Annotated in this window: 21 protein-coding genes; 3 read left to right on the top strand and 18 right to left on the bottom strand. The window is 44.6% G+C overall.

Translation table 11 applies throughout. From position 1 onward, the window contains the following. Window positions 1-44 precede the first annotated feature (44 nt). The gene (locus NSQ25_RS06165; protein WP_326136531.1) at window positions 45-926 is read left to right on the top strand and encodes a dimethylarginine dimethylaminohydrolase family protein; all 882 of its coding nucleotides are present in this window, start codon (window positions 45-47) and stop codon (window positions 924-926) included. Between the two features lie 39 nt (window positions 927-965). Here the strand turns inward: NSQ25_RS06165 and NSQ25_RS06160 are convergent, their stop codons facing one another. The 10 genes from NSQ25_RS06160 to proG all read right to left on the bottom strand — a co-directional run bounded on the left by NSQ25_RS06160 (window position 966) and on the right by proG (window position 11,564). After that, window positions 966-1,934: an oligopeptide/dipeptide ABC transporter ATP-binding protein gene (locus NSQ25_RS06160; protein ID WP_041116397.1), complete on the bottom strand. Its 969-nt coding sequence runs from the start codon at window positions 1,932-1,934 to the stop codon at window positions 966-968. Next, the gene (locus NSQ25_RS06155) at window positions 1,924-2,841 is read right to left on the bottom strand and encodes an NlpC/P60 family protein (RefSeq protein WP_326136533.1); all 918 of its coding nucleotides are present in this window, start codon (window positions 2,839-2,841) and stop codon (window positions 1,924-1,926) included. The genes NSQ25_RS06160 and NSQ25_RS06155 overlap by 11 nt, the downstream gene beginning before the upstream one ends. After that, entirely contained in the window at window positions 2,841-3,920 is a 1,080-nt protein-coding gene (locus NSQ25_RS06150) for a dipeptide epimerase (RefSeq protein WP_326136534.1), read from the bottom strand. The genes NSQ25_RS06155 and NSQ25_RS06150 overlap by 1 nt, the downstream gene beginning before the upstream one ends. Beyond that, complete coding sequence (locus NSQ25_RS06145) at window positions 3,917-4,858, bottom strand: LD-carboxypeptidase (protein ID WP_034281493.1); 942 nt, start codon at window positions 4,856-4,858, stop codon at window positions 3,917-3,919. The genes NSQ25_RS06150 and NSQ25_RS06145 overlap by 4 nt, the downstream gene beginning before the upstream one ends. 315 nt (window positions 4,859-5,173) lie before the next feature. Continuing rightward, entirely contained in the window at window positions 5,174-6,796 is a 1,623-nt protein-coding gene (locus NSQ25_RS06140; RefSeq protein WP_034281492.1) for a peptide ABC transporter substrate-binding protein, read from the bottom strand. Continuing rightward, window positions 6,796-7,806: an ABC transporter ATP-binding protein gene (locus NSQ25_RS06135; RefSeq protein WP_044331813.1), complete on the bottom strand. Its 1,011-nt coding sequence runs from the start codon at window positions 7,804-7,806 to the stop codon at window positions 6,796-6,798. Before NSQ25_RS06135 ends, NSQ25_RS06140 begins: the two co-directional genes overlap by 1 nt. Before the next feature lie 6 nt (window positions 7,807-7,812). Then, the gene (locus NSQ25_RS06130; protein WP_034281490.1) at window positions 7,813-8,775 is read right to left on the bottom strand and encodes an ABC transporter permease; all 963 of its coding nucleotides are present in this window, start codon (window positions 8,773-8,775) and stop codon (window positions 7,813-7,815) included. Further along, window positions 8,772-9,707 (bottom strand): ABC transporter permease, encoded by a 936-nt coding sequence (locus tag NSQ25_RS06125; RefSeq protein WP_034281489.1) that lies wholly within the window; start codon window positions 9,705-9,707, stop codon window positions 8,772-8,774. Before NSQ25_RS06125 ends, NSQ25_RS06130 begins: the two co-directional genes overlap by 4 nt. 18 nt (window positions 9,708-9,725) lie before the next feature. Continuing rightward, entirely contained in the window at window positions 9,726-10,550 is an 825-nt protein-coding gene (locus NSQ25_RS06120; protein WP_034281488.1) for a M55 family metallopeptidase, read from the bottom strand. A gap of 189 nt (window positions 10,551-10,739) precedes the next feature. Beyond that, a complete protein-coding gene (gene proG, locus NSQ25_RS06115) occupies window positions 10,740-11,564 on the bottom strand; it encodes a pyrroline-5-carboxylate reductase ProG (protein ID WP_041116379.1) in 825 nt (274 codons plus the stop codon). Between the two features lie 168 nt (window positions 11,565-11,732). On the opposite strand from proG, the gene NSQ25_RS06110 reads away from it, so the two are divergent. Continuing rightward, window positions 11,733-13,022: a trypsin-like peptidase domain-containing protein gene (locus NSQ25_RS06110; protein WP_070325748.1), complete on the top strand. Its 1,290-nt coding sequence runs from the start codon at window positions 11,733-11,735 to the stop codon at window positions 13,020-13,022. A 32-nt stretch (window positions 13,023-13,054) separates the two neighbouring features. Here the strand turns inward: NSQ25_RS06110 and NSQ25_RS06105 are convergent, their stop codons facing one another. Beyond that, the gene (locus NSQ25_RS06105) at window positions 13,055-14,011 is read right to left on the bottom strand and encodes a ring-cleaving dioxygenase (RefSeq protein WP_025092293.1); all 957 of its coding nucleotides are present in this window, start codon (window positions 14,009-14,011) and stop codon (window positions 13,055-13,057) included. Window positions 14,012-14,340: 329 nt separating this feature from the next. Between NSQ25_RS06105 and NSQ25_RS06100 the strand changes: the two genes are divergently transcribed. Beyond that, on the top strand, window positions 14,341-15,666 hold the full coding sequence (locus NSQ25_RS06100; protein ID WP_065214269.1) for an amino acid permease: 1,326 nt from the start codon (window positions 14,341-14,343) through the stop codon (window positions 15,664-15,666). A gap of 126 nt (window positions 15,667-15,792) precedes the next feature. Here the strand turns inward: NSQ25_RS06100 and NSQ25_RS06095 are convergent, their stop codons facing one another. From NSQ25_RS06095 to NSQ25_RS06065, 7 genes are all read right to left on the bottom strand, one after another. Continuing rightward, window positions 15,793-16,122, bottom strand: coding sequence for a bh protein (locus NSQ25_RS06095; protein WP_034281483.1), 330 nt, complete (start codon window positions 16,120-16,122; stop codon window positions 15,793-15,795). A gap of 63 nt (window positions 16,123-16,185) precedes the next feature. Beyond that, the gene (locus tag NSQ25_RS06090; protein ID WP_024424944.1) at window positions 16,186-17,142 is read right to left on the bottom strand and encodes a sugar-binding transcriptional regulator; all 957 of its coding nucleotides are present in this window, start codon (window positions 17,140-17,142) and stop codon (window positions 16,186-16,188) included. Between the two features lie 93 nt (window positions 17,143-17,235). Continuing rightward, on the bottom strand, window positions 17,236-18,021 hold the full coding sequence (locus NSQ25_RS06085) for an SDR family oxidoreductase (protein ID WP_120207203.1): 786 nt from the start codon (window positions 18,019-18,021) through the stop codon (window positions 17,236-17,238). Beyond that, complete coding sequence (locus NSQ25_RS06080) at window positions 17,999-18,700, bottom strand: SDR family NAD(P)-dependent oxidoreductase (protein WP_198422982.1); 702 nt, start codon at window positions 18,698-18,700, stop codon at window positions 17,999-18,001. Before NSQ25_RS06080 ends, NSQ25_RS06085 begins: the two co-directional genes overlap by 23 nt. A gap of 25 nt (window positions 18,701-18,725) precedes the next feature. Then, a complete protein-coding gene (gene lpdA, locus NSQ25_RS06075) occupies window positions 18,726-20,108 on the bottom strand; it encodes a dihydrolipoyl dehydrogenase (RefSeq protein WP_081124290.1) in 1,383 nt (460 codons plus the stop codon). Between the two features lie 12 nt (window positions 20,109-20,120). Further along, the gene (locus NSQ25_RS06070) at window positions 20,121-21,446 is read right to left on the bottom strand and encodes a dihydrolipoamide acetyltransferase family protein (RefSeq protein ID WP_326136537.1); all 1,326 of its coding nucleotides are present in this window, start codon (window positions 21,444-21,446) and stop codon (window positions 20,121-20,123) included. A 17-nt stretch (window positions 21,447-21,463) separates the two neighbouring features. Then, on the bottom strand, window positions 21,464-22,444 hold the full coding sequence (locus NSQ25_RS06065; RefSeq protein WP_034281944.1) for an alpha-ketoacid dehydrogenase subunit beta: 981 nt from the start codon (window positions 22,442-22,444) through the stop codon (window positions 21,464-21,466). Window positions 22,445-22,455: the final 11 nt, after the last annotated feature.

The following is a 22,455-nucleotide window of genomic DNA, read 5'->3' as shown; positions in this document are numbered from 1 at the left end:
GAAGAAGGAATAATAGAACTATGAATGAACAAGGAGGCCATTTGATGGATTCTATGAGAGCAGAGCAATTATACAAAATGCCGCAATGCATGAATGAATACGACGATTTAGAAGAAGTTCTTTTATGCAGTCCTATTTATATGGAAATCAAACAAATTATTAACGAAACCCAGAAACATTTTGCGAAAGAAAATATTTCTCAAATGAAAGCAGTCGCTCAGCATAAGCAATTGATCCAAACCCTTAAAGATCATCAAGTACGGCCTATCCTGCTCCCGGCGAATGAACGCTTCCCTGAGCAAGTCTTCACTCGGGATATTGGGTTTACGATTGGACAGACACTGTTTGTTTCAAGTATGGCCGCTCCGGTTCGGCAAGGGGAAGAACAATACCTAAAAGAATGGGCACACGCAAAAGGGTGGTCAGCTGTCACTTTGACAGACGGAACGATTGAAGGCGGCGATGTGCTTGTGGATCAGAAGCGTGTGTTTGTTGGCACGAGCAAAAGAACTAGTTCAGCCGCTATCTACCAGCTAAAAAAGGAACTGCCGGATCATGACATCATTCCGATTCACCTTCCTCCTCACATTTTGCATCTTGATTGTGTGATGAATATTCTGTCTCATGACGAGATAATCATTTATCCTGAAGCGTTCAAGCAAAAGGATCTCCAGCTGCTCAAAACGTATTATGATTTGATTGAAATCAGCGAACAAGAGCAATTCACACTTGGACCAAATGTTTTATCCATTGGGCAGAAAAAAGTGATCAGCTTGCCCAGCAACCAAGAAACAAATGCTTTATTAACCGCTCACGGGTACACCGTTATTAAAGTGGACTTTTCGGAAATTATTAAATCTGGCGGTTCTTTCAGATGCTGTACATTGCCTATTCGGCGTTCATCCACTAAAAAAGCCAGCATGTAGAACAGTTTGTCTACTTGCTGGCTTTTTATCGGGCTTGTCCTATTTTCTATTGTATAAATGACAGGCGACTTCATGTCCTTCTTCCACCGCTTGTAATGTCGGCTTTTTTTCAGCACACACATCCATCGCGGCAGGACATCGTGTTCGAAATACACAGCCGCTTGGCGGGTTCACTGGACTTGGAATTTCTCCTTTTAAAATAAACCTTTTGCGCTTGTCCTCTACGTCAGGATCTGGAATGGGGATGGCAGACAGCAAGGCTTGTGTATATGGGTGAAGCGGTGTTTGATATAATGCATCACTCGTCGTCAATTCGACGAGATGACCTAAATACATGACACCGATCCGGTCGCTAATATATTTCACCATTGACAAGTCATGTGCAATAAAGAGAAAAGTTAATCCTTCCTCTTTTTGCAGTTTTTTCAGTAGATTCACGACCTGCGCTTGAACGGAGACGTCTAGTGCAGAAATCGGCTCATCTGCCACAATAAATTTTGGCGCTAAGGCAAGTGCTCTTGCAATGCCGATTCTCTGCCTCTGTCCCCCGCTAAATTCGTGCGGATAGCGGGTAGCAAAATCATAGCTTAATCCTACCGCTTCAAGCAGTTCTTTCACGCGGGCAATCCTTTTCTTTTGACTGCCATAAAGCTGATGAATCTCCATTGGCTCCAGCATAATATCTTTTACTGACAGTCTTGGATTTAACGAGGAATACGGATCTTGAAAGACCATTTGCATTTGCCGGTTGAAATCAAATGATTCTTTTTTAGAAAGGTGGTGAAGACTTTTCCCTTCATATAAGGCTTCACCATCTGTAGGTTCATAAAGACGCATGAGCACTTTTCCAAGTGTGGATTTGCCGCAGCCAGACTCACCAACGAGACCAAAGGTTTCTCCTTGTTTCAGCTGAAAAGAGACACCATCCAGCGCTTTTAAGGTTCTCCCTTTCGATAGATGAAAATGTTTTTTAAGGTTGTTTACTTGTAAGAGTGGTTCAACTGTCATGATCGCTCCTCCTCTCGCTTGGTAAATACCGCCTTGCACCTGCCCATTCCTTTTCATATGAAGTGCCAGAAAGGGAGAGAAGCTCTATTTGTCTGCCGGTTTTAGGCGAATGAAGCATCATCCCGTCCCCAGCGTAGATCCCTACATGGCGGACCGCTCCCTTTCCGTTTTCATTTGCAAAAAACAGCAAGTCGCCTTGTTCTAAATGGCTTGATGTAACCGGCGTTCCTTGAACTGCTTGGTCACTTGCATCTCTCGGCAAAAGATATCCGCACGCTTTGTACATGCTGTAAGCAAAGCCTGAACAATCATAGCCAAAGCTGCTCATGCCTCCCCATAAATACGAAAGGCCTATAAATTGTTTTCCTGCGTCTACGACATCTTTGCCTGTCATAGAGAAAGCATGTGAGCCTGGGCGTACATCCGCTTTGTTGATTTCTCTTATTCCTACTGGGGTGACAACATGAAATTGATCATCTGTTTCTTCGGCTGCTGCCAGCTCTGTTAAAAAACTAATCTCCATATCTGGTTTCCCGTTTTGATATAACATGGCTTTTTTCTGACAAACGATAAGAGATGCAGCTGACGCACTTCCCTCTGTTACTTGCGTTAATTGCTCAGCAGGTATATAGCCTGGATAGCCTTCTGGATGTTTCCGGCTGGCCTGCTGCGGTATGACGACTTTTATCCAGCCATCTGTCTCTTCTAATCCAATCACTCGTCCGCCGAGCAGTACTTGAGATTGAATCAAATTCTCTTCACATAAAGCCAGCTTTTCTTCATATGTTTGCTGGTCAATCCACTCTTTGATGTTGATGGAGTCCTGAAGTACCTTCTGATCGATTTCTCTCGGCGAATGCGGCGCTGTCCATACGTTAGCGACTGGAACCTTTGATTCGTATATCATCATGAGACTCCTTTCACCCCTTGAATGCCTAACCCATGATGCAGCGGTAAAAATATATCTTTTCCTTTGTACACGATTCCTCCGTCTATCAAGTCCTCTTTCAGCATAAGCGGGGCATCAAAATCGCAGCGGGTGATATTCGGCTGGCTTGCGGCGAAATGTGCCGCTGCTGTAATGCCAAGCTTTGACTCAATCATACTGCCAACCATGCACTGAACACCGTATGCTTCGGCTAGGGCATTGATTTTTAATGCTTCTTTTATGCCGCCTGATTTCATTAATTTTAAATTGATCAGATCGCAGCTTCTCGTTTCAAGCACCCTAATGGCATCATGAAAACTGAAAATGCTTTCGTCTGCCATAATCAGTGTTTCAGTTGCTTCTGTCACACGGCGCAGACCTTCAATATCTTCTTTCGGCACTGGCTGTTCTACTAGTTCAATATTCAGCGCTTCCATTTTTCGAATGGCTGTGATCGCTTCCTTCCACGTCCAGCCCTGATTGGCGTCGAGCCTGATCTGAATATCCGGACCGACTTTTTCTCGAATCCGCTTGATCCGCTGAATATCCGTGTGTATATCATCTTTTCCTACTTTAACCTTTAACGTCTGAAAGCCTTCGGCTGCGTATTGCTTCGCATCTTCCGCCATCTCAAGCGGCCGGTTTACACTGACCGTATAGTCGGTTTCGAGATGATGACGATATCCGCCAAGGTATTGATAAAGCGGAAGTCCTGACTGCTTTGCTAAGCCATCATAAATGGCCATATCGATTGCAGCCTTTGCGCTTGTGTTGCTTGCGAGCACGCGGTTCATAGCAGAAAAGATTTGTTCATACTCTGCCAAGGAAGCCCCTAGCAAAATGGGTCTGATCACTTCACAGATGGCATAGTCGATGCTTTCCAGCGTTTCTCCTGTAATCACCGATGTGGGAACTGCCTCTCCGTAGCTGACGTCACCTTGATCATATGTGATGATGACGATCAGAGATGCTGCGTCATACACCGTTCTTAAAGCGGTTTTGAAAGGCTTTTTTAGCGGCACACTCGTTCTGCATGTACGAACATCCACAATTTTCATTTAATCGCCTCTTTCGCTGCAACGCCTGGAGAAATGTGCAGTTTCTTCCCTGCCGCATCTAGTGCAGCCTGCACGCCCATCGGAATGGCAAAGTTCGGTGATGAATGACCGATCCGAAAGCCGCCGAGTGCGGGTTTCTTTTGCGGCACAATATAGGTTTCCCACAGCTGTTCCAAGGTTAAGGACTGGTCTTTCTTTTTTGGTTCACATTGATGAAAATCGCCAATGATGAATCCAGCCGCATCATCCAATTTTCCAGCAGAGGTGAGGTGCTGCATCATGCGATCGATTTTATAAGGCTCTTCGTCAATATCTTCAATGAACAACAGCTTTCCCTTCGTATCAATTTCAAAAGGTGTGCCAAGTGTTGTCACGATGAGGGCAAGATTCCCTCCTATGATGTCCCCTGAAGCGGTGCCGGGGTAGAAGGTATGAAGAGGTGACAAGTGATGCGAATACGTAAAGGCCTTCGGCGTGAACAGCTGCAAAAAGGTATCCTTCGTATACGGATGGACCTCTTCAAGTCCCACATCAGAGGAAAGCATTGGACCATGAAAAGTCACAAGACCCGTCTGCTGCTGGATGGCCGTATGTAAAAACGTAATGTCACTATAACCCCAAAAGATTTTTGGATTCCGGCGAATGAGATCATAGTCAATGACTTCCGCAAGTCTTCCAGTTCCGTACCCTCCGCAGGCACAAATAACCGCTTTGACTTCTGGATCTTGAAACATGCCATGAAGATCTTCCACTCTTTCATGATCACGACCTGCTAAATATCCGTACCGGGAATCAAGATACTTCCCTTTTTTCACCTTCAGCCCAAGGCTTTCTAAAAAGGCAATCCCTTTTGCTAATTTCAATTCATCAGGCGGGCTTGCTGGTGCGATAACCCCCACCGTATCCCCTGTTTGAAGCGCCGCTGGCAGCTGGTTCATGCCAATCCCCTCTTTCTCTTTATTTCTTACAATCTATGGGCATCTTCTCCATAACATGAACAAATAAAGGAACAGACGCTTTTGTTCAAAGCGTCCCATATTGTTGACAAAGAGCTAAAATGATCTTTATTTTAGCCCTTTGTCTTCTATTCAGCGTGACCTGAAAACCTTTGCAGCCCTAGGAAGGACGAGCATCGGAGCGGAGCGAATTTGACATTCGTGAGTACCGAGCGCAGGACTGACAAAGAATGCGAGGGTTTGTCCGCGCGCTGAGACGCTTTTGTTCAAAGCGTCCGTGTTCCTCTTTTCCTTCAATTACTCTCCATCTACTTGTGCCCATTTCAAATCGATATACCCAACAGGGTGGCGGACAATTCCCTTCACGCCCTCTTTTTGCAAATGCACTTGGTTATAAAAATGAATTGGAATGATCGGTGCTTCTTCAATGAGAAGTGCCTCTGCATCATGAAGGATGCTGTTTCTTTTTTGTTCATCTGCTTCCTGGCTTGCCTTTTTAATCAGCTGATCATAGGTGTCGTTTGACCATCCAGTCCGGTTCATCGCATTCCCTGTTTGGAAGCTCTCTAGGAAATTGATCGGATCTGCATAGTCTGCTAAAAATGAACTTTGCGAGAATTGGAATTTCAGCGCCTTTTGATCTTCTGCAAATACATTGGCTTCCATGTTTGCAAGCTTCACGTCCACACCCAGCGCTTCTTTTAATTGCTGCTGGATGGCTTCAGCTTTTTTCTTATTCTCAGGCTTTGTGCTATATGTTAATGTGACGGGCGGCAGCTTCGAATAGTTCTCTTCTTTCAGCCCTTTTTCTAATAGCTTCGCAGCTTCACTCGTATCTTGTTTGACAAGATCGCCGCCAGCTTCTCTGAAATCATCACCCTTTGAATCTAAAATCCCCGGTGAAACGAAGGCGCGGGCAGGCTTCTCTTTATTCTTCGTGACATAATCCACGATATCTTGCGGGTTGATCGCCATTTGAAAGGCTTTGCGAATGTTCTTATTTTGAAAAGGTTCCATGTTCACATTCAGACGATAAAAGAACAGTCCGGCCTGATCTTCAATTTGCACATCTTTATTTTTCAGCAAATTTTCACTTTGTTCTGCTGGGACAAAGGCAGTGTCCAAATCTCCCGATTGATACATTTGATAATCAGTGTTTCGATCACTGATCATCAGCCACTTTACCTGATCCAGCTTGACTGTTTTTTTGTCCCAATACGTCTCACTTTTTTCCATAGTGAAGCTCTCATCATGCTTCCATTGTGTCAGCTGAAACGGTCCATTCCCAACAAAGGTTTTGGCATCCTTTGCCCAGTTTGGATCCTTCTCTGCTACCTTCTCATTGACAGGGAAAAAGGCAGGGTTTGCGGTCATATTTAAGAACGATTTCTGCGGGTATGCCAGTGTGACCTTTAGCGTTTTGTCATTTTCAGCACTGACTTTTACATCCTCTTTCTTTCCTTTTCCGCTGTTAAATGCCTCTCCGCCTTCAATCATGTATGCTAAGAAGGATGCAGATGAGCCTGTTTTCGGATCAAGCAGACGCTTCCACGCATATTCAAAGTCACTCGCTTTCACTGGGTCACCATTCGACCACTTGATGCCGTCTCTTAAATGAAATGTGTATGTTTTTCCATCCTCTGAAATCTCCCATTTTTCCGCCATTGCAGGAGATGGTTCGTGCTTTTCATTCAGTCTCGTTAATCCCTCCATTAAGTTATTCAGACCTTGCCACGATACATTATTAAAACCAATCGGCGGGTCAAATGACGTCGGTTCGTTTTCGTTATTTAAGGTTAATACTTTCTTTTCATCCTTATTGCTTGATGATCCTTTACCTGCTTGCTCATTGGCTGTACATCCAGCGAGCAGTATGATGATAAACAAACAAATACTGATGATCCACCCTTTTTTCCTCATCAAAAACTCCCCCTTTGTGTTGAAGATAACATCGCTTGGTTCGCTCGCTCATCCTGAAGCCAGCAATGCACTGTATGAGTAGGTGACCGCTGCGTTTCGTGCGGCATGATATGATCACACACTTTCATGGCAGCCGGGCAGCGATCGGTATACGGACAGCCCTTTGGCGGTGCAAATAAATCAGGCGGGCTTCCTTCAATCGGAATCAGTTCATCTTTCATATCAAGTCTTGGAACGGATTGCAGGAGCCCTTTTGTATAAGGATGCTGCGGACTGTAAAAAATATCCTGCCTTGTTCCGGTTTCAACCATTTTCCCTCCGTACATGACCGCTACTCGGTCGGCAACTTGGGCTACGACCCCTAAGTCGTGTGTGATTAAGATAATGGTAACCCCTGTTTTCCTCTGAATCTCTTTAAACAGCTCTAAAATTTGTGCCTGTATGGTCACATCCAGCGCGGTCGTCGGTTCATCTGCGATCAGCACCTTTGGCTCACAAATAAGTGCCATGGCAATCATGAGCCGCTGCCTCATTCCCCCGCTGAATTGGTGCGGATATTGCTTTAGTCTCTCCTTTGGCTGCGGAATACCAACCAAATCAAGCATTTGTATGGCGGCTTCTTTCACTTCTTTTTTCGTCAGCTTTTGATGCTCCTTCGCCGCCTCCATCAGCTGATCTCCTATTGTCAAGGTTGGGTTGAGTGCTGTCATCGGATCTTGGAAGATCATCGAAATATCCACGCCTCGTATGGCGCGCATTTCTTTTTCAGATAATGACAGCAAGTTGCGGTCTTGAAACCAGATTTCTCCCTGATCGACTTGCGCGCTGTATGCAGGCAGAAGCCTCATAATGCTTTGTGATGTCACACTTTTTCCGCAGCCTGATTCTCCCACAATGGCGAGGGTTTCTTTTTCATATACATCGACATTCACTCCGCGTACTGCTTGAACTGAACCGCCGTATGTCCGAAAACTGACGTGCAGATCGATAATTTGTAGAACTTTTTTCAAAGCGCTTCACCTCTTCATCTTTGGATCAAGCGCATCTTGCAAGCCATCACCTAAATTGTTAAAGCAAAACATCGTGAGTGAAATAAAAAATGCCGGGAAAAATAAACGCCACCAATGTCCATTGTCTGACAGCACAGTCGGCAAAGCATCATTGGCCATCACGCCCCAGCTTGCAAACGGTGCTTGAATACCTAAACCGAGAAAGCTTAGGAACGCTTCAGCAAATATCGCGGTCGGCACAGTCAGGGTCATCTGGACGATAATCGGCCCCATCGTATTCGGCAGCAGGTTGCGGCGAATGATCCGCAGGCTTTTGGCACCAAAGGTTTTTGAGGCAAGGACATATTCCTGGCTTTTCAGCTGAAGAACCTGACCTCTCACAATTCTTGCCATTCCAATCCATCCGGTGACAGTGAGCGCTACAATAATGGTAACAAGCCCTGGCCCCATGAGCACCATCAATAAAATGACGACGAGTAAATAAGGAAGTCCGTAGAGCACCTCGACAATCCGCATCATGACATGGTCGTATTTGCCTCCCTTATAGCCCGCTATGCCCCCATAAATCACGCCGATGGCAAAATCAATCAGGGCTGCCATGACACCCACAAATAATGAAATACGGGCTCCGTACCAAGTACGTGTGAACACATCTCGTCCAAGCTCATCTGTTCCAAACCAGTGAGCAGCCGAGGGCGGCAGATTTTGCATCGAAAGACGCTGCTCTGTCACACTATTTGGTGCAAGCAATGGGCCTAAGACTGCCATGACAAAAAGAAAAATCAGAACCGATAGGCTAAACATCGCAAGCTTATTTTGCTTCAGCCGCCTCCATGTATCAGCCCAATAGGAAAGAGAGGGTCTTTTAATGGCATGGGCTTCTGTTTTCTTTTGCTCTCGTGGAGAAAACCATTCGTCTGGCACTTCAGGATGCCTGTTCGGTGGATCATGCTGAAGGTGTATACTCATGCCTTTCCTCCTTTCTGATGCAGCTGAATCCTCGGATCAAGGAGACGATACGCCACATCGACAATGAAGAGAAGTGTGATTAAAATAATGCTGTAAAAAACAGTGGTTCCCATGATGACAGGATAATCACGGTTGTTAATACTCTCGACAAAGTATTTTCCCATCCCAGGAATAGCAAAGATTTTTTCAATGACAAAACTTCCTGTTAAAATACTTGCGACAAGTGTTCCAAGAATGGTTACAACGGGTAAAAGTGCATTCCGAAGCGCATGCTTAAATACAATCTTAAAGGGAGAAAGCCCTTTTGCTTTGGCCGTACGGATATAGTCTTGTGACAGCACTTCAATCATGCTCGATCTCGTTAACCTGGCGATAATGGCCATTGGGCCGACAGCAAGGGCGATTGTAGGCAGCACCATATGCATTGGACTTGTCCACATCGCTGTAGGAAAGAGCTTCAAATTGACAGCAAGCTGCTGAATTAATAGGGTAGCAAAGATAAAGTTTGGAATGGATATACCGAAAACTGCAATGGTCATGGCGATGTAATCAATCAAACCATTATGCCGGAGGGCAGCCATGACCCCTAGCAGGATGCCAGAGATGACAGCAATCAATATCGAGATAAGACCAAGTTCTAATGAGACTGGGAAGCCTCTCGCCAATAGATCATTGACACTTTCAGAAGGCTTTTTAATGGAAGGACCAAAATCAAAGGTAACAATGGATTTTAAATAGATGACATATTGAACATAGAGTGGTTCGTCTAAGTGATAGTAGCTTTCGAGGTTTCGCTGGACGGTTTCGTTTGTATTTCGTTCTTCATTGAAAGGCGATCCTGGGATGACCTTCATTAAAATAAACGTTAAAGTCGTAATCGTTAAGATCGTAGCAATCATCGCAATAAAACGCTTGAACAAAAAGCTGGCCATCTGCTGTCTCCCCCTCACTTAACAAAATGTTGTACGTGCGGCAAGCTCTGTCATGACAAGCATCGCTTGATAGGCTTCTAATATATTGTCTGCTTGGTACGTCACCGTCGTTGTTCCTTCTATGATGGCAGTACCCGGCATTAAATTCGCCCATTCAGCTTGTCCATAATTGGCAAACTCAATCTTAAGCAGCGGCTGATCAGGAGGCGTCAGCGGCTTCATTTGATCAATCTGTTTCATCGCGGCTTCCACTTGCTGCGAGATTTGTTTATTGACTTTGGCAGGAGGTAAGCATTTCACAGCAGATCTTGAGATGGTTTCTTTCACTGCCACTGTTTTCACACCAGGCATCAGCTTTTCTGCCTCACGTGCTGCTTGATCATCCCCGCAAACAAGAATCACCGGCACACCATAGTAGCCTGCAACATACGCATTAAAGCCCATTTCCCCAATTGGATGATCATTTATGTAAAAATGTCTGACACCAAAAATCATACTGTGCGACATCACACCTTTCATTGATGCCCTTGCATGATAACCTAAGAAAACAGCTGCATCATAGGTTTGATCCAATCCTTGCACCATTGAATAAGGCTTTACGTCACCTGATATGAGAACTGCCTCTTCATGCAGTTCTTCGATCAAAAGATTATTCATTTTAGAATGACTGTCATTCACCAAAATGTCGGTGGCACCATGCTGAAGAAGCGCTTCTACACAAGCATTCACTTCACCTGTCATAATGCGTCTGCCCCGCTCATAGTTATGCTGGCGCGAATCAACAAATGTATGATCAGCTAGACCAGTAATCCCCTCCATATCGACAGATACATAGAGCTTCATTCCCATCCCCCTTTAATTAAACATAAAATTTGTGTATATTTTTCTAAATTTTCTAAAAAATTATATGAGAACTTGATTGATTTTTCAATACAATGTCCGAAAATAAGGAGTTTAGACTCAGATAATACAGGTCAAAAGGCTTTTTTAGAAAGGATTTTTTTAACAAATAAAACACCACTAACTATGTCTTTAGTGGTGTTTATCCGCTTCGTTGATCTGAGATTTCAGCTGTTCATATTTCTTCATGGTTTGTGTAAATAAATCATCAAACATCTGAGGTGCCTGCTGTTGAATGACCTCAGCACCTTCTCCTGTAATTCCCCCTTTTGTCGCCACTCTAGCGACAGTTTCAGCAAAGGTTAGGCCTCGTTCTACGAGGACCTGGCCAGTTCCTAAAAGGGCATACGTTAAAAATTCATTCGCTTCCTCTAAGGAAAGATCACTATTTCTCACAGCCGCTTTCGCCATTTCTTCAAAAAGAGCAGCGATAAAACCAGGAGATGAGCTTGTCAAATTGCTCGCCGCATCAAACCGGTCTTCCCCTACTTCCCTGACGATGCTAAAAGCTGAAAGCAGCCGGTGCAAACGCTCCTTGTCCTCACGTCCTGCTGCTGCACCATGCGCAACAAGTGATACGCCCGTCCCAACAGCTGACGTGAGTGTTGGGATGTATCTAGACACTGGCTGTGTTGTATGCGCCTGTAACTTTTCTAATGACACAGCTGCTGCTACTGACACAATATGTACCGCTCTCGCTTGAGAAGGCAGCTGATCCAGAACATCAAGTACTCCAAGCGGCGGCACGCAGACAAACAATATATCACATGACGCAGAAAGTTCGTCTAATGAACAAATGTTGACTTCTTGGTGCTTTTCTTTGAGCTGATGAAGGCGCTCCGTTTCACTTCTTGTATGGATCATGATTTGATGAGCATCCAGCACCCCATTTTCCAGCCACTTTTGCACCATCATATCAGCCATACTTCCATATCCAATGATTCCAATTGTCTCCACAGTTTAATCTCCTCTATCTTGCTTAGATTCACTACTTATTTTAACAATTTCCCACAATGTTTTCATTTTTATCCCACACTTTTTTCATACGATAAAGTCAGTCCCCACCACATACGGTAAAACACCCAAACACATACATGAAAAAATCATTGAAAGAGAGTGATTGAAATGACACAGCACAAAGATGACAAACAAACAATTGAACAACCTCAAAAACAGAAAAAGCCAAACGGCTGGTTTAAGTCATTTGTCAGCGGTGTTGTAGGCGGTACATTAGCGTTAGGTGTCTACGTTCTTTCGCCATATGCTCAGCATTCATCAGACAGCACTGCAAATGATTCGGCAGCGAAAACTGAAGCAGTATCGACAAATCACACGAATTCGTCAAAAACAACAGCCGTCCAAACATCAAATTCATCAAGCAGCATCTCCAGTATGGTCGAAAATGTATCACCAGCTATTGTCGGCATTACAAACTACCAAGCACAAACTCAAACAGACACGAGCTTTGGCGATTTCAATACGCCTTTCGATGAATCACAGCAAAACAAAAGCAGTCAAGAGGAAGAAACCGGTACAGGCTCAGGAGTGATTTTCAAAAAATCAGGCAATAAAGCCTATGTCTTAACAAACAACCACGTCATTGAAGGGGCAAATAAACTAACCGTATCCTTACACGATGGCAAAACCATTGAAGGAAAACTGGTTGGAGCTGATCCGCTCACTGACTTAGCCGTTGTGGAAATTAGCAGCAGTCATGTGACGAAGGTTGCGGCATTAGGCAATTCCTCCTCACTGCGTGCTGGAGAAACCGTCATTGCGATCGGAAACCCGCTTGGTGAAGATCTTTCAAGAACGGTGACACAAGGAATTGTCAGCGGTGTCGACCGAACAGTCTCTATGAACACATCAGCAGGCGAAAGCAGCATTAATGTTATTCAAACAGATGCAGCCATTAACCCAGGTAACAGCGGCGGCCCGCTTCTGACGACAGACGGAAAGGTTGTGGGGATCACGAGTATGAAAATCTCTGAAACAGGTGTTGAAGGCATTGGGTTCGCACTGCCAATCAATGATGTCAAACCAATCGCTGATCAGCTTCTCGCAAAAGGAAAAATTGAACGTCCATATATCGGCATCAGCATGCTGGATCTCGAACAAGTTCCAGATGTGTATCAAAAAGAAACTCTCGGACTCAAAACCAGTCAGCTCAATAAAGGCGTGTATGTCAAAGATATCGCCGCAGGCGCACCTGCCGCCAAAGCTGGCTTAAAGTCAGAGGATGTCATTACCGGCATCAATGGGAAACAAATCAAAACTGGCAGTGAATTACGTCACGAGCTATACACGAATGCAAAAGTAGGAGACACCGTGAGCATCACCCTCATTCGAAACGGAAAACAAGAAACAAAGCAGGTCACATTAACACAATCTGAATCTAAGCAGGTCAGTTCCTAATAAAAAAACAGCTCAGTTGATGAGCTGTTTTTTTATGACGACTGAATTGGCGTTAACCTTTGTTCAATTTCTGCTCGTTTATGCTCTAGGAACGGCGGAAGGGCTAATTGATCGCCAAGCTCATCCACCCCTTCATCGACTGTAAATCCAGGGCCATCTGTTGAAATTTCAAATAAAATACCATTTGGCTCTCTAAAGTAAAGAGCTTTAAAGTAAAAACGTTCTACAACACCAGAGTTCGTGAAGCCTGCTTTTGAGATTTTTTCATACCATTTTTCAAGCTCCTCTGCGTCTTTCACACGAAATGCGACGTGATGCACACTTCCTCTGCCGGAACGTTCAGAAGGCCCTTCTGTTTTTTCGATCACATGAATTTCTGTTCCAGCACCCCCATTTCCTGACTCAAAAATGGTCACGATCTCACCATCATTTGATTGTTCACGTGCTCTTTCGGTGAAGCCAAGGATGTCTGTTAAAACACGGATCGTCTTGTCAGCTTCTGCAACGGTTAATTCAACTGGACCTAAACCTCTAATCGCAAACTCTGCCGGAATATCGTCATGCACTGGCGGTGAGCCTGCCTCTTGCGTATTCGGTTCTACTGTTAAAAACAGCTGCTGCCCTTCTGGGTCTTTAAAACGCAAAGCAGGTCTTCCGCCTCTCAAGGAAGCTGTTTCTTGCTGCACGCCTTTATCTTCAAACCGCTTTTCCCAAAACGTGAGTGCCTCTTCAGAAGAAACGAGAAGGCCAGTGCTTGTGATCGCATTTGTCCCTTCCAAACGGCGGGCAAGCATTGGAATTTCAAAGAATGTTAGCTCCGTTCCTGGTGAAGCGACCTCATCTCCATAAAACAAGTGATACATAGACGGGTCATCCTGATTGACTGTTTTCTTTACAAGTTTCAAGCCAAGGATTTGGCGGTAGAAATCAACATTTTTCTGAGCATTGGCTGTTAACGCAGATACGTGGTGAATCCCATTGATTTTCATTATTTTCACTCCTATTTTAAATTATCTCGAATTCGAGATAATATCCTTATGAATAAAATAGTTCATTTTTCAAGAAAAGTCAACCATTTGGCTGCACGTTTACTGGATGTTCGGTTTCCGGCCATTAAATTAACATTAAATCAAAAATAAACTTTCATTGTTCGTTTTTAACGCAACATTCACCCTAATATCTCCAATAAACGAACACTTTCAAATACAAATACGAAAATCAGAAAATTTTTTTAATTCTTGTTTTCCTAAAATCGTATTACAATGAACAAAATACATGTCACAGTAACGTACGAAAGTGATGCAGGAGGTCGTGTGTAATGAACAAAGAACAACCAGCGTTAAAACAAGACATCGGCTTATTTTTCGCCCTATCTCTTGTCATCGGGACCATTATCGGGTCAGGCGTCTTTATGAAGCCAGGCAACGTCCTTTCCTATTCAGGAAGCTCAGACATCGCCTTATTCGCTTGGCTGCTAGGTGGCATCTTAACCCTTGCAGGCGGACTGACTGTCGCTGAAATTGGTACACAAATCCCGAGAACCGGCGGGTTGTACGCCTATCTTGAAGAAGTGTATGGTGAATTTTGGGGCTACTTATGCGGCTGGGTGCAGATTATTATTTACGGACCCGCCATCATTGGTGCACTTGGTCTTTATTTTGGTTCATTATTAGCCAATCTATTTTCTCTTTCGACTTTATGGTCTACAACGATCGGCATTATCACCGTTTTATTTTTATGTATCATCAACATCATGGGAACAAAATACGGCGGATTTGTTCAGGGGCTGACCACTATCGGAAAGCTTGTCCCAATTGCTGCGATTATTGTGTTTGGCATATGGAAAGGTAACGAAAACATCTTGATGGCCGTCAACGATAGTATCGCTCAAATGAACTTCGGAGCAGCGATTTTGGCTACGCTGTTTGCTTATGATGGCTGGATTTTACTTGCGGCGCTTGGGGGTGAAATGAAAAACCCTGAGAAACTGCTTCCTCGTGCAATGGCAGGCGGAATTTTAATCGTGACGGCTTGTTATCTCTTTATTAATGTCGCACTTTTGCACGTGCTGCCAGCTGATCAAATCGTCCAGTTAGGTGAAAATGCGACAAGCACAGCTGCTACCATGCTCTTTGGGCCAATTGGCGGGAAAATCATTAGTATTGGGATCATCATCAGCATCTTTGGCTGTTTGAACGGAAAGGTTCTTTCATTCCCACGTGTGATTTTTGCGATGGCAGAACGAAAGCAGATTCCTTTCGCCAACTCGATTTCGCGGATTCACCCAACATTTAAAACACCTTGGATCGCTGTATTTGTGCAAATTTTGATCGCCATTGTGTTTATGATCGTCAGTAATCCGGAGAAGCTGTCTGAGGTCTCGATTTTCATGATCTACATCTTTTATGTGATGGCCTTTTTCGCCGTCTTTAAGCTGAGAAAACAAAACAGCGGAATGAAGCGTGCGTACAGTGTACCACTTTACCCGCTGACACCGATCATTGCGATTATCGGTTCATTATTCGTTTTAATCAGCACCATGATCACCGATTGGAAAAGCTGCCTGATCTCCATGCTGATCGGGATGGCTGGACTGCCTATTTATTATTATATGAAAAAAACACAAAATAAAGCAGAGCACTAAACGGTGCTCTGCTTTTTTTCCTTCTTCTCAGCGTAATAGAAACCTTTGCAGTCTAGGAAAGACGAGTATCGGAGCGGAGGACTGACATGTCTACAGGCTGAAGCAGAGTGCTAAACGGTCTCTGCTTCATTTTTTATATTGTTTGATCACTTTGTATGATTCGTTTAAATATCTCATGAGCCGGTATGGCTTACTAAGCACACGGATTGGGAGTCTTGAGATAAATCCATTCAGGTTCGACTTATATTCCTGCGTGATCCGCTTTGGCTTTGTCGCTATTTTCTCGTATACTTCCTTGTAAAATTCCTTCATGATGTCGACTTGCACACTGATCTTTTGATGACACTCTGTACACTCAACGCTTTTCATCTGATCATTCACATAAACGATGCTGTGGAGGGTCTCTTCTTGGCACCGAGTACAGTGTAGGTTTGCTTCCATTTCGGTTTGCTTCAAGATACACAGCTCCTTTCTCGTTTGATGTTGCTCTTGTTATACCATTCGAACGCTGCCAGCCTTTTATTGGACGGATGCTTCCTTTAAAATGGCTGCCGCCGTTAGTTCGTCTGTCACCAGTACTTGAATGAAGCCGCCATTTAAAGCCCCTAAAATGCTCTCAGCTTTATGGGTTCCTTCTACAACAGCGATGACCGTTTTGACGCTCTTTAATTGTTCCAGCGATAAGCCAATGACCTTTTGATTCAGTTCATCTTGGACAGGTTTTCCTTCTCCATCAAAGAAACGAAAGCCAATATCACCGACAGCCCCTGATTGCCTTAAACCAGATAAGTCCTCTTCTTTTAAATAACCGACTGTTTTTAAAGTTGACCCTTTATGCGGGTTGCCAATACCGATGAGAGCAATATCCACATTTCTGCCTTCTTCAAGCACTGCTTCTATGTCCTGCATCGCCATAAGCCGTTCTTTTAATTCTTCTGTTTCTAAAATCGCAGGGGCATATAAATAGGAACACGTGCCGTTCATTTTCTTTGCCAGCTCATATGCCAGCTGATTGGCATGAATGTCGACCGCCTGCCTGCCCATTCCGCCCTCTAAAGGAATGACCTTCACATCGTTTCTTCGTTCAAACGGATATTCTTTTACAAGCTCCGCAAGCGTCGTCCCCCATGAAATGCCGATTTTCTCCGCATTTTTCATGTTTTTAGACAAATAATAGGCGCCTGCTTGACCGACTGCCCGCTTCACCATCTCAGACATTGTCCCGACACTTGGGACAACGACCGCATCTGTTAATTGAAAGGTTGTTTCTAGCTGCTTTTCAAGTTCCACCGTATGAATGCTTTCGTCTTTAATGTACACTTCAACAATTCCCACATCTTTTGCTTTTTGTAAGAGCTTTGAGATGACTGGTCTTGAGACATTGAGCTTTTTTGCAATTTCCTGCTGCGTCCACCCGTCTGTATAATAAAGATGAGCAACTTTGACGAGCTGTCGTCTTTCTTCCCAATTCAGCATGTGACATCATCCTTTTAATATACTATGATTACCAGTATACCAAACATTCGTTTCCAATTGGAACAATTGTTATGAAAATGACAAAAAGAGCGATTAACTCTCCGCTCTTTTTCCCTCAGTATATTTGGGCTGATACGTTCTCCCTCCGTCTAACAGGATCATTTGTCCGTGCAAATAGCTCCCCTCGCGACGTGTGAGAAATAAAGTGAGCCCTGCGATATCCTCAGGCTTTCCTAATCTTCCGATGGGAATGAGTGATTGCAGCTGCCGTTTCTCCTCTACAGTAGGATAGAGCGTATCAAGCATTTGAGATTCAATGACGCGGGGGGCAATCACATTGATGCGTATTTGATGCGAGCCTAGTTCCTTTACGAGCGAACGCATCAATCCAAAAGCACCTGCTTTTGATGCATAATATTGAATACCGCCGCCTGAGCCGGTGATTGCAGATCCCGATCCAATAATGACAACACTGCCTTCCTGCCGCTCACACATATAGGGTGCCAACGCTTTGATGCAATAGTAAAGACCATATAAGTTCACAGCCAGTGTCTTTTTCCAAAGTGAAAAATCGACTTCTAAAAAAGGCAGTGATTTTGTCATTCCTGCTGAATACACAAGGTGAGCAATACCGCCCAGCTCCCTTTCAGCTGCTGATATCATTTGCTGAACACTTTCCCACGATGAAACGTCAGCTTGAAATGTCAGCAGCTGAGGATACTGTGTCTTTAAGAGCGAAAGTCCCTTTTCATCTATATCTGACACGGCGACTTGGTGCCCTTCTTTTAAAAATCGTTCAGCAATTTCTTTTCCGATCCCTTGGGCTCCGCCAACGATGAGAACTGGTTTTTGAACATTAGCCAGCACTCTCACCCCCATCAAGCATAATCGCCACGCCATCTGTAAATGCACCATAGGATGTACTGAGAAACACCGTCATATGGGCCACAGTCTCCTTGATTTGCTCTGTATCAGGAACCAAATGGAGAGGAGGCGGCAGCAGCGCAAGCACCCGGATGCCTTTGTCTTTAAATTCTCTCGCTAACCCTTTTGTCATGGCATTCAGCATAGAATTCGAAGTAGCATGCGAGATCCCGCCATCACCTGTAATACTGCCTGATGACGATATATTAATGATGCAGCCTTGTCTCTGATCAACCATATGCCATACAGCAGCCTGACTGGAAAGAAAGACGGTATTCACAGCCGATTCCACTTCATCCACCCACTCATCAGGGCCCACGTCATCAAGCTTCGCGTCCGCTCCTTGCTCTGCTTGATTGACCAAAATATCCAGTTTACCGCATGTATCAATCACTTGCCTCAGCATTCGCGCGGCATCACGCGGTGTTTCCAGCGGGTTCTGAATGATACTCGCTTGACCGCCCATTTTTTGAATGTCTTCACGAATGGTTTTAGCCTTCGATTCATCATGAAACGTGTGTAAAAAAACATGTGCACCTGCCCGGGCTAAAGCCAGGCAGATGGCTTCTCCAAATCCATCTGTGCTACCTGTCACAAGTGCCGCTTTCTGATGAAGCTGGACGTGCACATGCATCTCCTCCCTATCCCTTGTTTGGCCATTATTTTCTCAGCTTACTCACGATATCAAGTGCTGCTTCATAAAAACCTTCTGAGATGGTCGGATGCGGATGAATCATTTTCGCCATCTCTTCTGCTGTTCCTTCTAAATACATAAAGGAGGAAGCTTCTGAAATCATCTCTGTGACGTGCGGGCCAACCATCGTCGCGCCAATCACTTCACCATAGGCTGTATCGTATACCAATTTAATAAAGCCTGTTTGATCACCTGCCGCTAGTGCTTTACCGCTTGCCGCTAAATCAAATCGTTCTGCCCGCACGTTAAGTCCTTTGGCTTTTGCCTCTTTCTCAGTCAGACCAACACTCGCTACCTCTGGTAATGTATAAATACATCTAGGCATGATATCAGCATTCATTTTTTCAGACACACCGCAAATATTACTGACCGCAACAGCGGCCTCCGCCATCGCTGCGTGAGCAAGCTGATAGCCGCCAGCGACATCCCCAACTGCATAGACACCTTCCACGCTTGTCTGCATCTTGTCGTTCACCTTGATAAAAGGACCATCCAGCTGAAGGTCAAGCTGGCTGACAGCAGAAACGCTAGGTCTTCTTCCTACACAAACAAGCAGTCTTTCAGCCGTAAAGATATGCGTCTCTCCTTTATCGTCTGATGCATGAACCGCTTTGACTCCTTCGCTTTCCGTCACCTCTGTCACAGTGGTTTTTTTCGCGATATGGATGCCTTTTTTCTTTAATTCTCTTTCTAGCAGCTTAGATGCTTCCTCATCCTCTTGTGGAATAATAGACGGAGCCGCTTCAATAATCGTGACTTTTGATTGAAGACTCTGGAAGATACAAGCCAGCTCAAGTCCAATGACACCGCCGCCAATGATGACGACAGAAGCCGGAATATCTGGGATGTCAAAGATCGTATCACTTGTGTCAAATTGAATGTCTTTAAGGCCCGGTATTGGCGGAATGGCAGGTGAAGATCCAGTGGCAATGATGAGCTCTTTCGTTTCAATCGATTCTGAACCATCTTGCTTTTCAATCTCAATCCGGTGCTTTGTAACAGCTGTACCTCTGCCGTTATATACATCAATCTTTCCTTGCTTTAATAAAAAGGCAATTCCGCCTCTGAGCTTTTCAATGACGTCATCTTTGCGCTTTCTCATTTTATCGAAGGAAAGGACCAAATCACCTGTTTCAATTCCCCAGCTTTTCGCCTTCTCAATTGATTCAATGACTTCTGCATGTTTGAGCAGTGTCTTGGAAGGAATACAGCCCCGATTTAAACAAGTACCGCCTAGAAAATCCTCTTCAATCAATGCGACCTTCCGTCCACGCTCAGCTGCTTGAAGGGCGGCAGTATACCCGCCAGGCCCTCCGCCAATGACTGTCAGATCATACGTTTTCGTCATCCGATTCATCTCCTACATTAGCAATTCAAATGGTTGTTCAAGCACTTTTTTAAGGTCTGTTAAAAAGGCAGCCGCTGGTGCGCCATCTACCACTCGGTGATCAAACGATAAACTAACACCCATCATCGGCCGCACCTGAATTTCTCCATCTACTACAACAGGTTTTTCTTGAATGCGCCCAACCCCTAAGATCGCCACTTCCGGCTGATTAATAATCGGGGTAAAGGTATCAATGGCATACATCCCTAAGTTACTAATGGTAAAAGTGGACCCTTTCAGCTGGTCTGGCAGCAGTTTTTGGTCACGTGCGTTTCGGCCGATTTCTTTCGCCTCTTTTGTCAGCTGTTTTAATCCTTTTTGGTTTGCATGAGAAATGACTGGAACCATTAAGCCATCTTTTACAGCGACAGCGAGACCAATGTGCACATCATCATGGAAATGGAGCTCATTTTGTTCAAATGTCATATTGATCTGCGGGTGGCGCGTGAGTACGTTGCTGACCGCATGAATCATAATTTCTGTGAACGACAGTCTGTAGCCTGTCTCTTTTTCAATCGCTGGCAATAGCTGTTTGCGTATTTCTTTCGCTTTTGTCATATCGATTTCACTTGTTAATGTCACGTGCGGTGCTGTAAAGGCACTTTGTGACATGCGGTCAGCGATCACTTTTCTCATACCAGCTAGTTTTTGTGTTTTCGCTGGAGAAGACTCTACTGTTTTTGCAGCTGCTGCCGTTACATCACTCTTCATAATTTTACCGTGTGCACCAGATCCAGCAACATTCGCTAAATTGATTCCTTCACGAGCAGCCACTTTTTCTGCAAGCGGTGACACGCGCTGATCTTTCTCACTAGGGTGGACGGCCGCCTCGACGTCACGCTTTTGAACTCTGCCTTTAGGTCCTGTGCCAGATACCTCATGAATCGCTACATGATGATCCTTTGCCGTTTTTCTCGCCGCAGGTGTGGCACGTACTTTTTCATTAAGTGTTTTTGGGGCTTCAGCAGAACTGGATGAAGCCGCTTCGGATGAAGACGATTCGCTGCTGTCTGGTGAATCTTCATCTGATTGTGCTGGCGGTTCGCTTGGCACCTGTTCATTTGCCTCTCCGATGTATCCAATGACAGCATTGACTGGAATTTGATCATCGGCTTCATAATATTTCTTTAGAAAAATACCATCATCATAGGCTTCCACCTCAATATTGATCTTGTCTGTCATAATTTCAAAAAGAGGCTCTCCGATTTCAACCGAATCTCCTTCTTCTTTAAACCATTGAAGCAAGGTGCCGACTTCCATCGTACTGCTCAGCTTCGGCATAAATATCTCTTTTGGCATGATCTTCTCCCCTTTACTTAAGAGCGCACAAGCTCTTTTGCTGCTTCAATAATATCTGGCACTTGTGGAATGACCGCTTTTTCCAGCGTCGGGTTGTATGGTATTGGGACCGCAAGACCGCCAAGTCGTTTAATTGGAGCATCTAAGTAGTCAAAGGCTTCACTTTCCGCTATCATACTTGCAATCTCTCCGCCATAGCCGCCTCGTTTTACTGCTTCATGAACCACGATACATTTACCTGTTTTCTTCACAGATTCGATAATCGTTTCTTCATCTAATGGGACAAGTGTTCTTGGGTCAATGATTTCAACATCAATTCCCTCTGCTTCTAGTTCCTTTGCCGCTTCTAACGCTTTGTGTACCATAATCGCTGTTGCTACAATCGTGACGTCTTTCCCGCTTCTTTTCACATCTGCTTTCCCTAGAGGAATGGAATATTGCTCTTCAGGCACTTCACCGATTGTTTTATATAAAAGCTTGTGCTCGTAGAAAATGACAGGGTTGTCATCATCCATCGCCGCTTTTAAAAGTCCTTTTGCATCATAGGCTGTTGAAGGCTGAACCACTTTAAGTCCTGGAATATGCGCCATCCACGCTTCTAAGCTTTGTGAGTGCTGCGCCGCTGCACCCGTTCCTGATCCTGCTGGTGTTCTTACGACAAGCGGCACCTTTCCTTTTCCGCCAAACATGTATCGTGTTTTGGCTGCTTGGTTCACAAGCTGATCCATTGCGATTGTTATAAAGTCAGAGAATTGAAGTTCTAAAATCGGCCGCATACCAGTTAAAGCCGCTCCGACTGCCCCACCTGCGATGGCAGCCTCTGAGATAGGTGTATTGCGAACGCGCTCTGGACCGAATTCTTCAATCATGCCGCGCGTGACTCCAAAAGCACCTCCATATACGCCGATATCTTCACCTAAAATGAAGACATCTTGGTTTTCTCTCATTTCCTGACTCATAGCCTCTCGAACGGCTTCTAAATATGAAATCTCTCTCACTGTTGTTTTTG

Origin of the sequence: Bacillus sp. FSL R5-0512, assembly GCF_038593295.1 — a bacterium.
Taxonomy (GTDB): Bacteria; Bacillota; Bacilli; order Bacillales; family Bacillaceae; genus Bacillus; species Bacillus safensis.
This window is presented reverse-complemented; position numbering and strand designations above follow the sequence as displayed.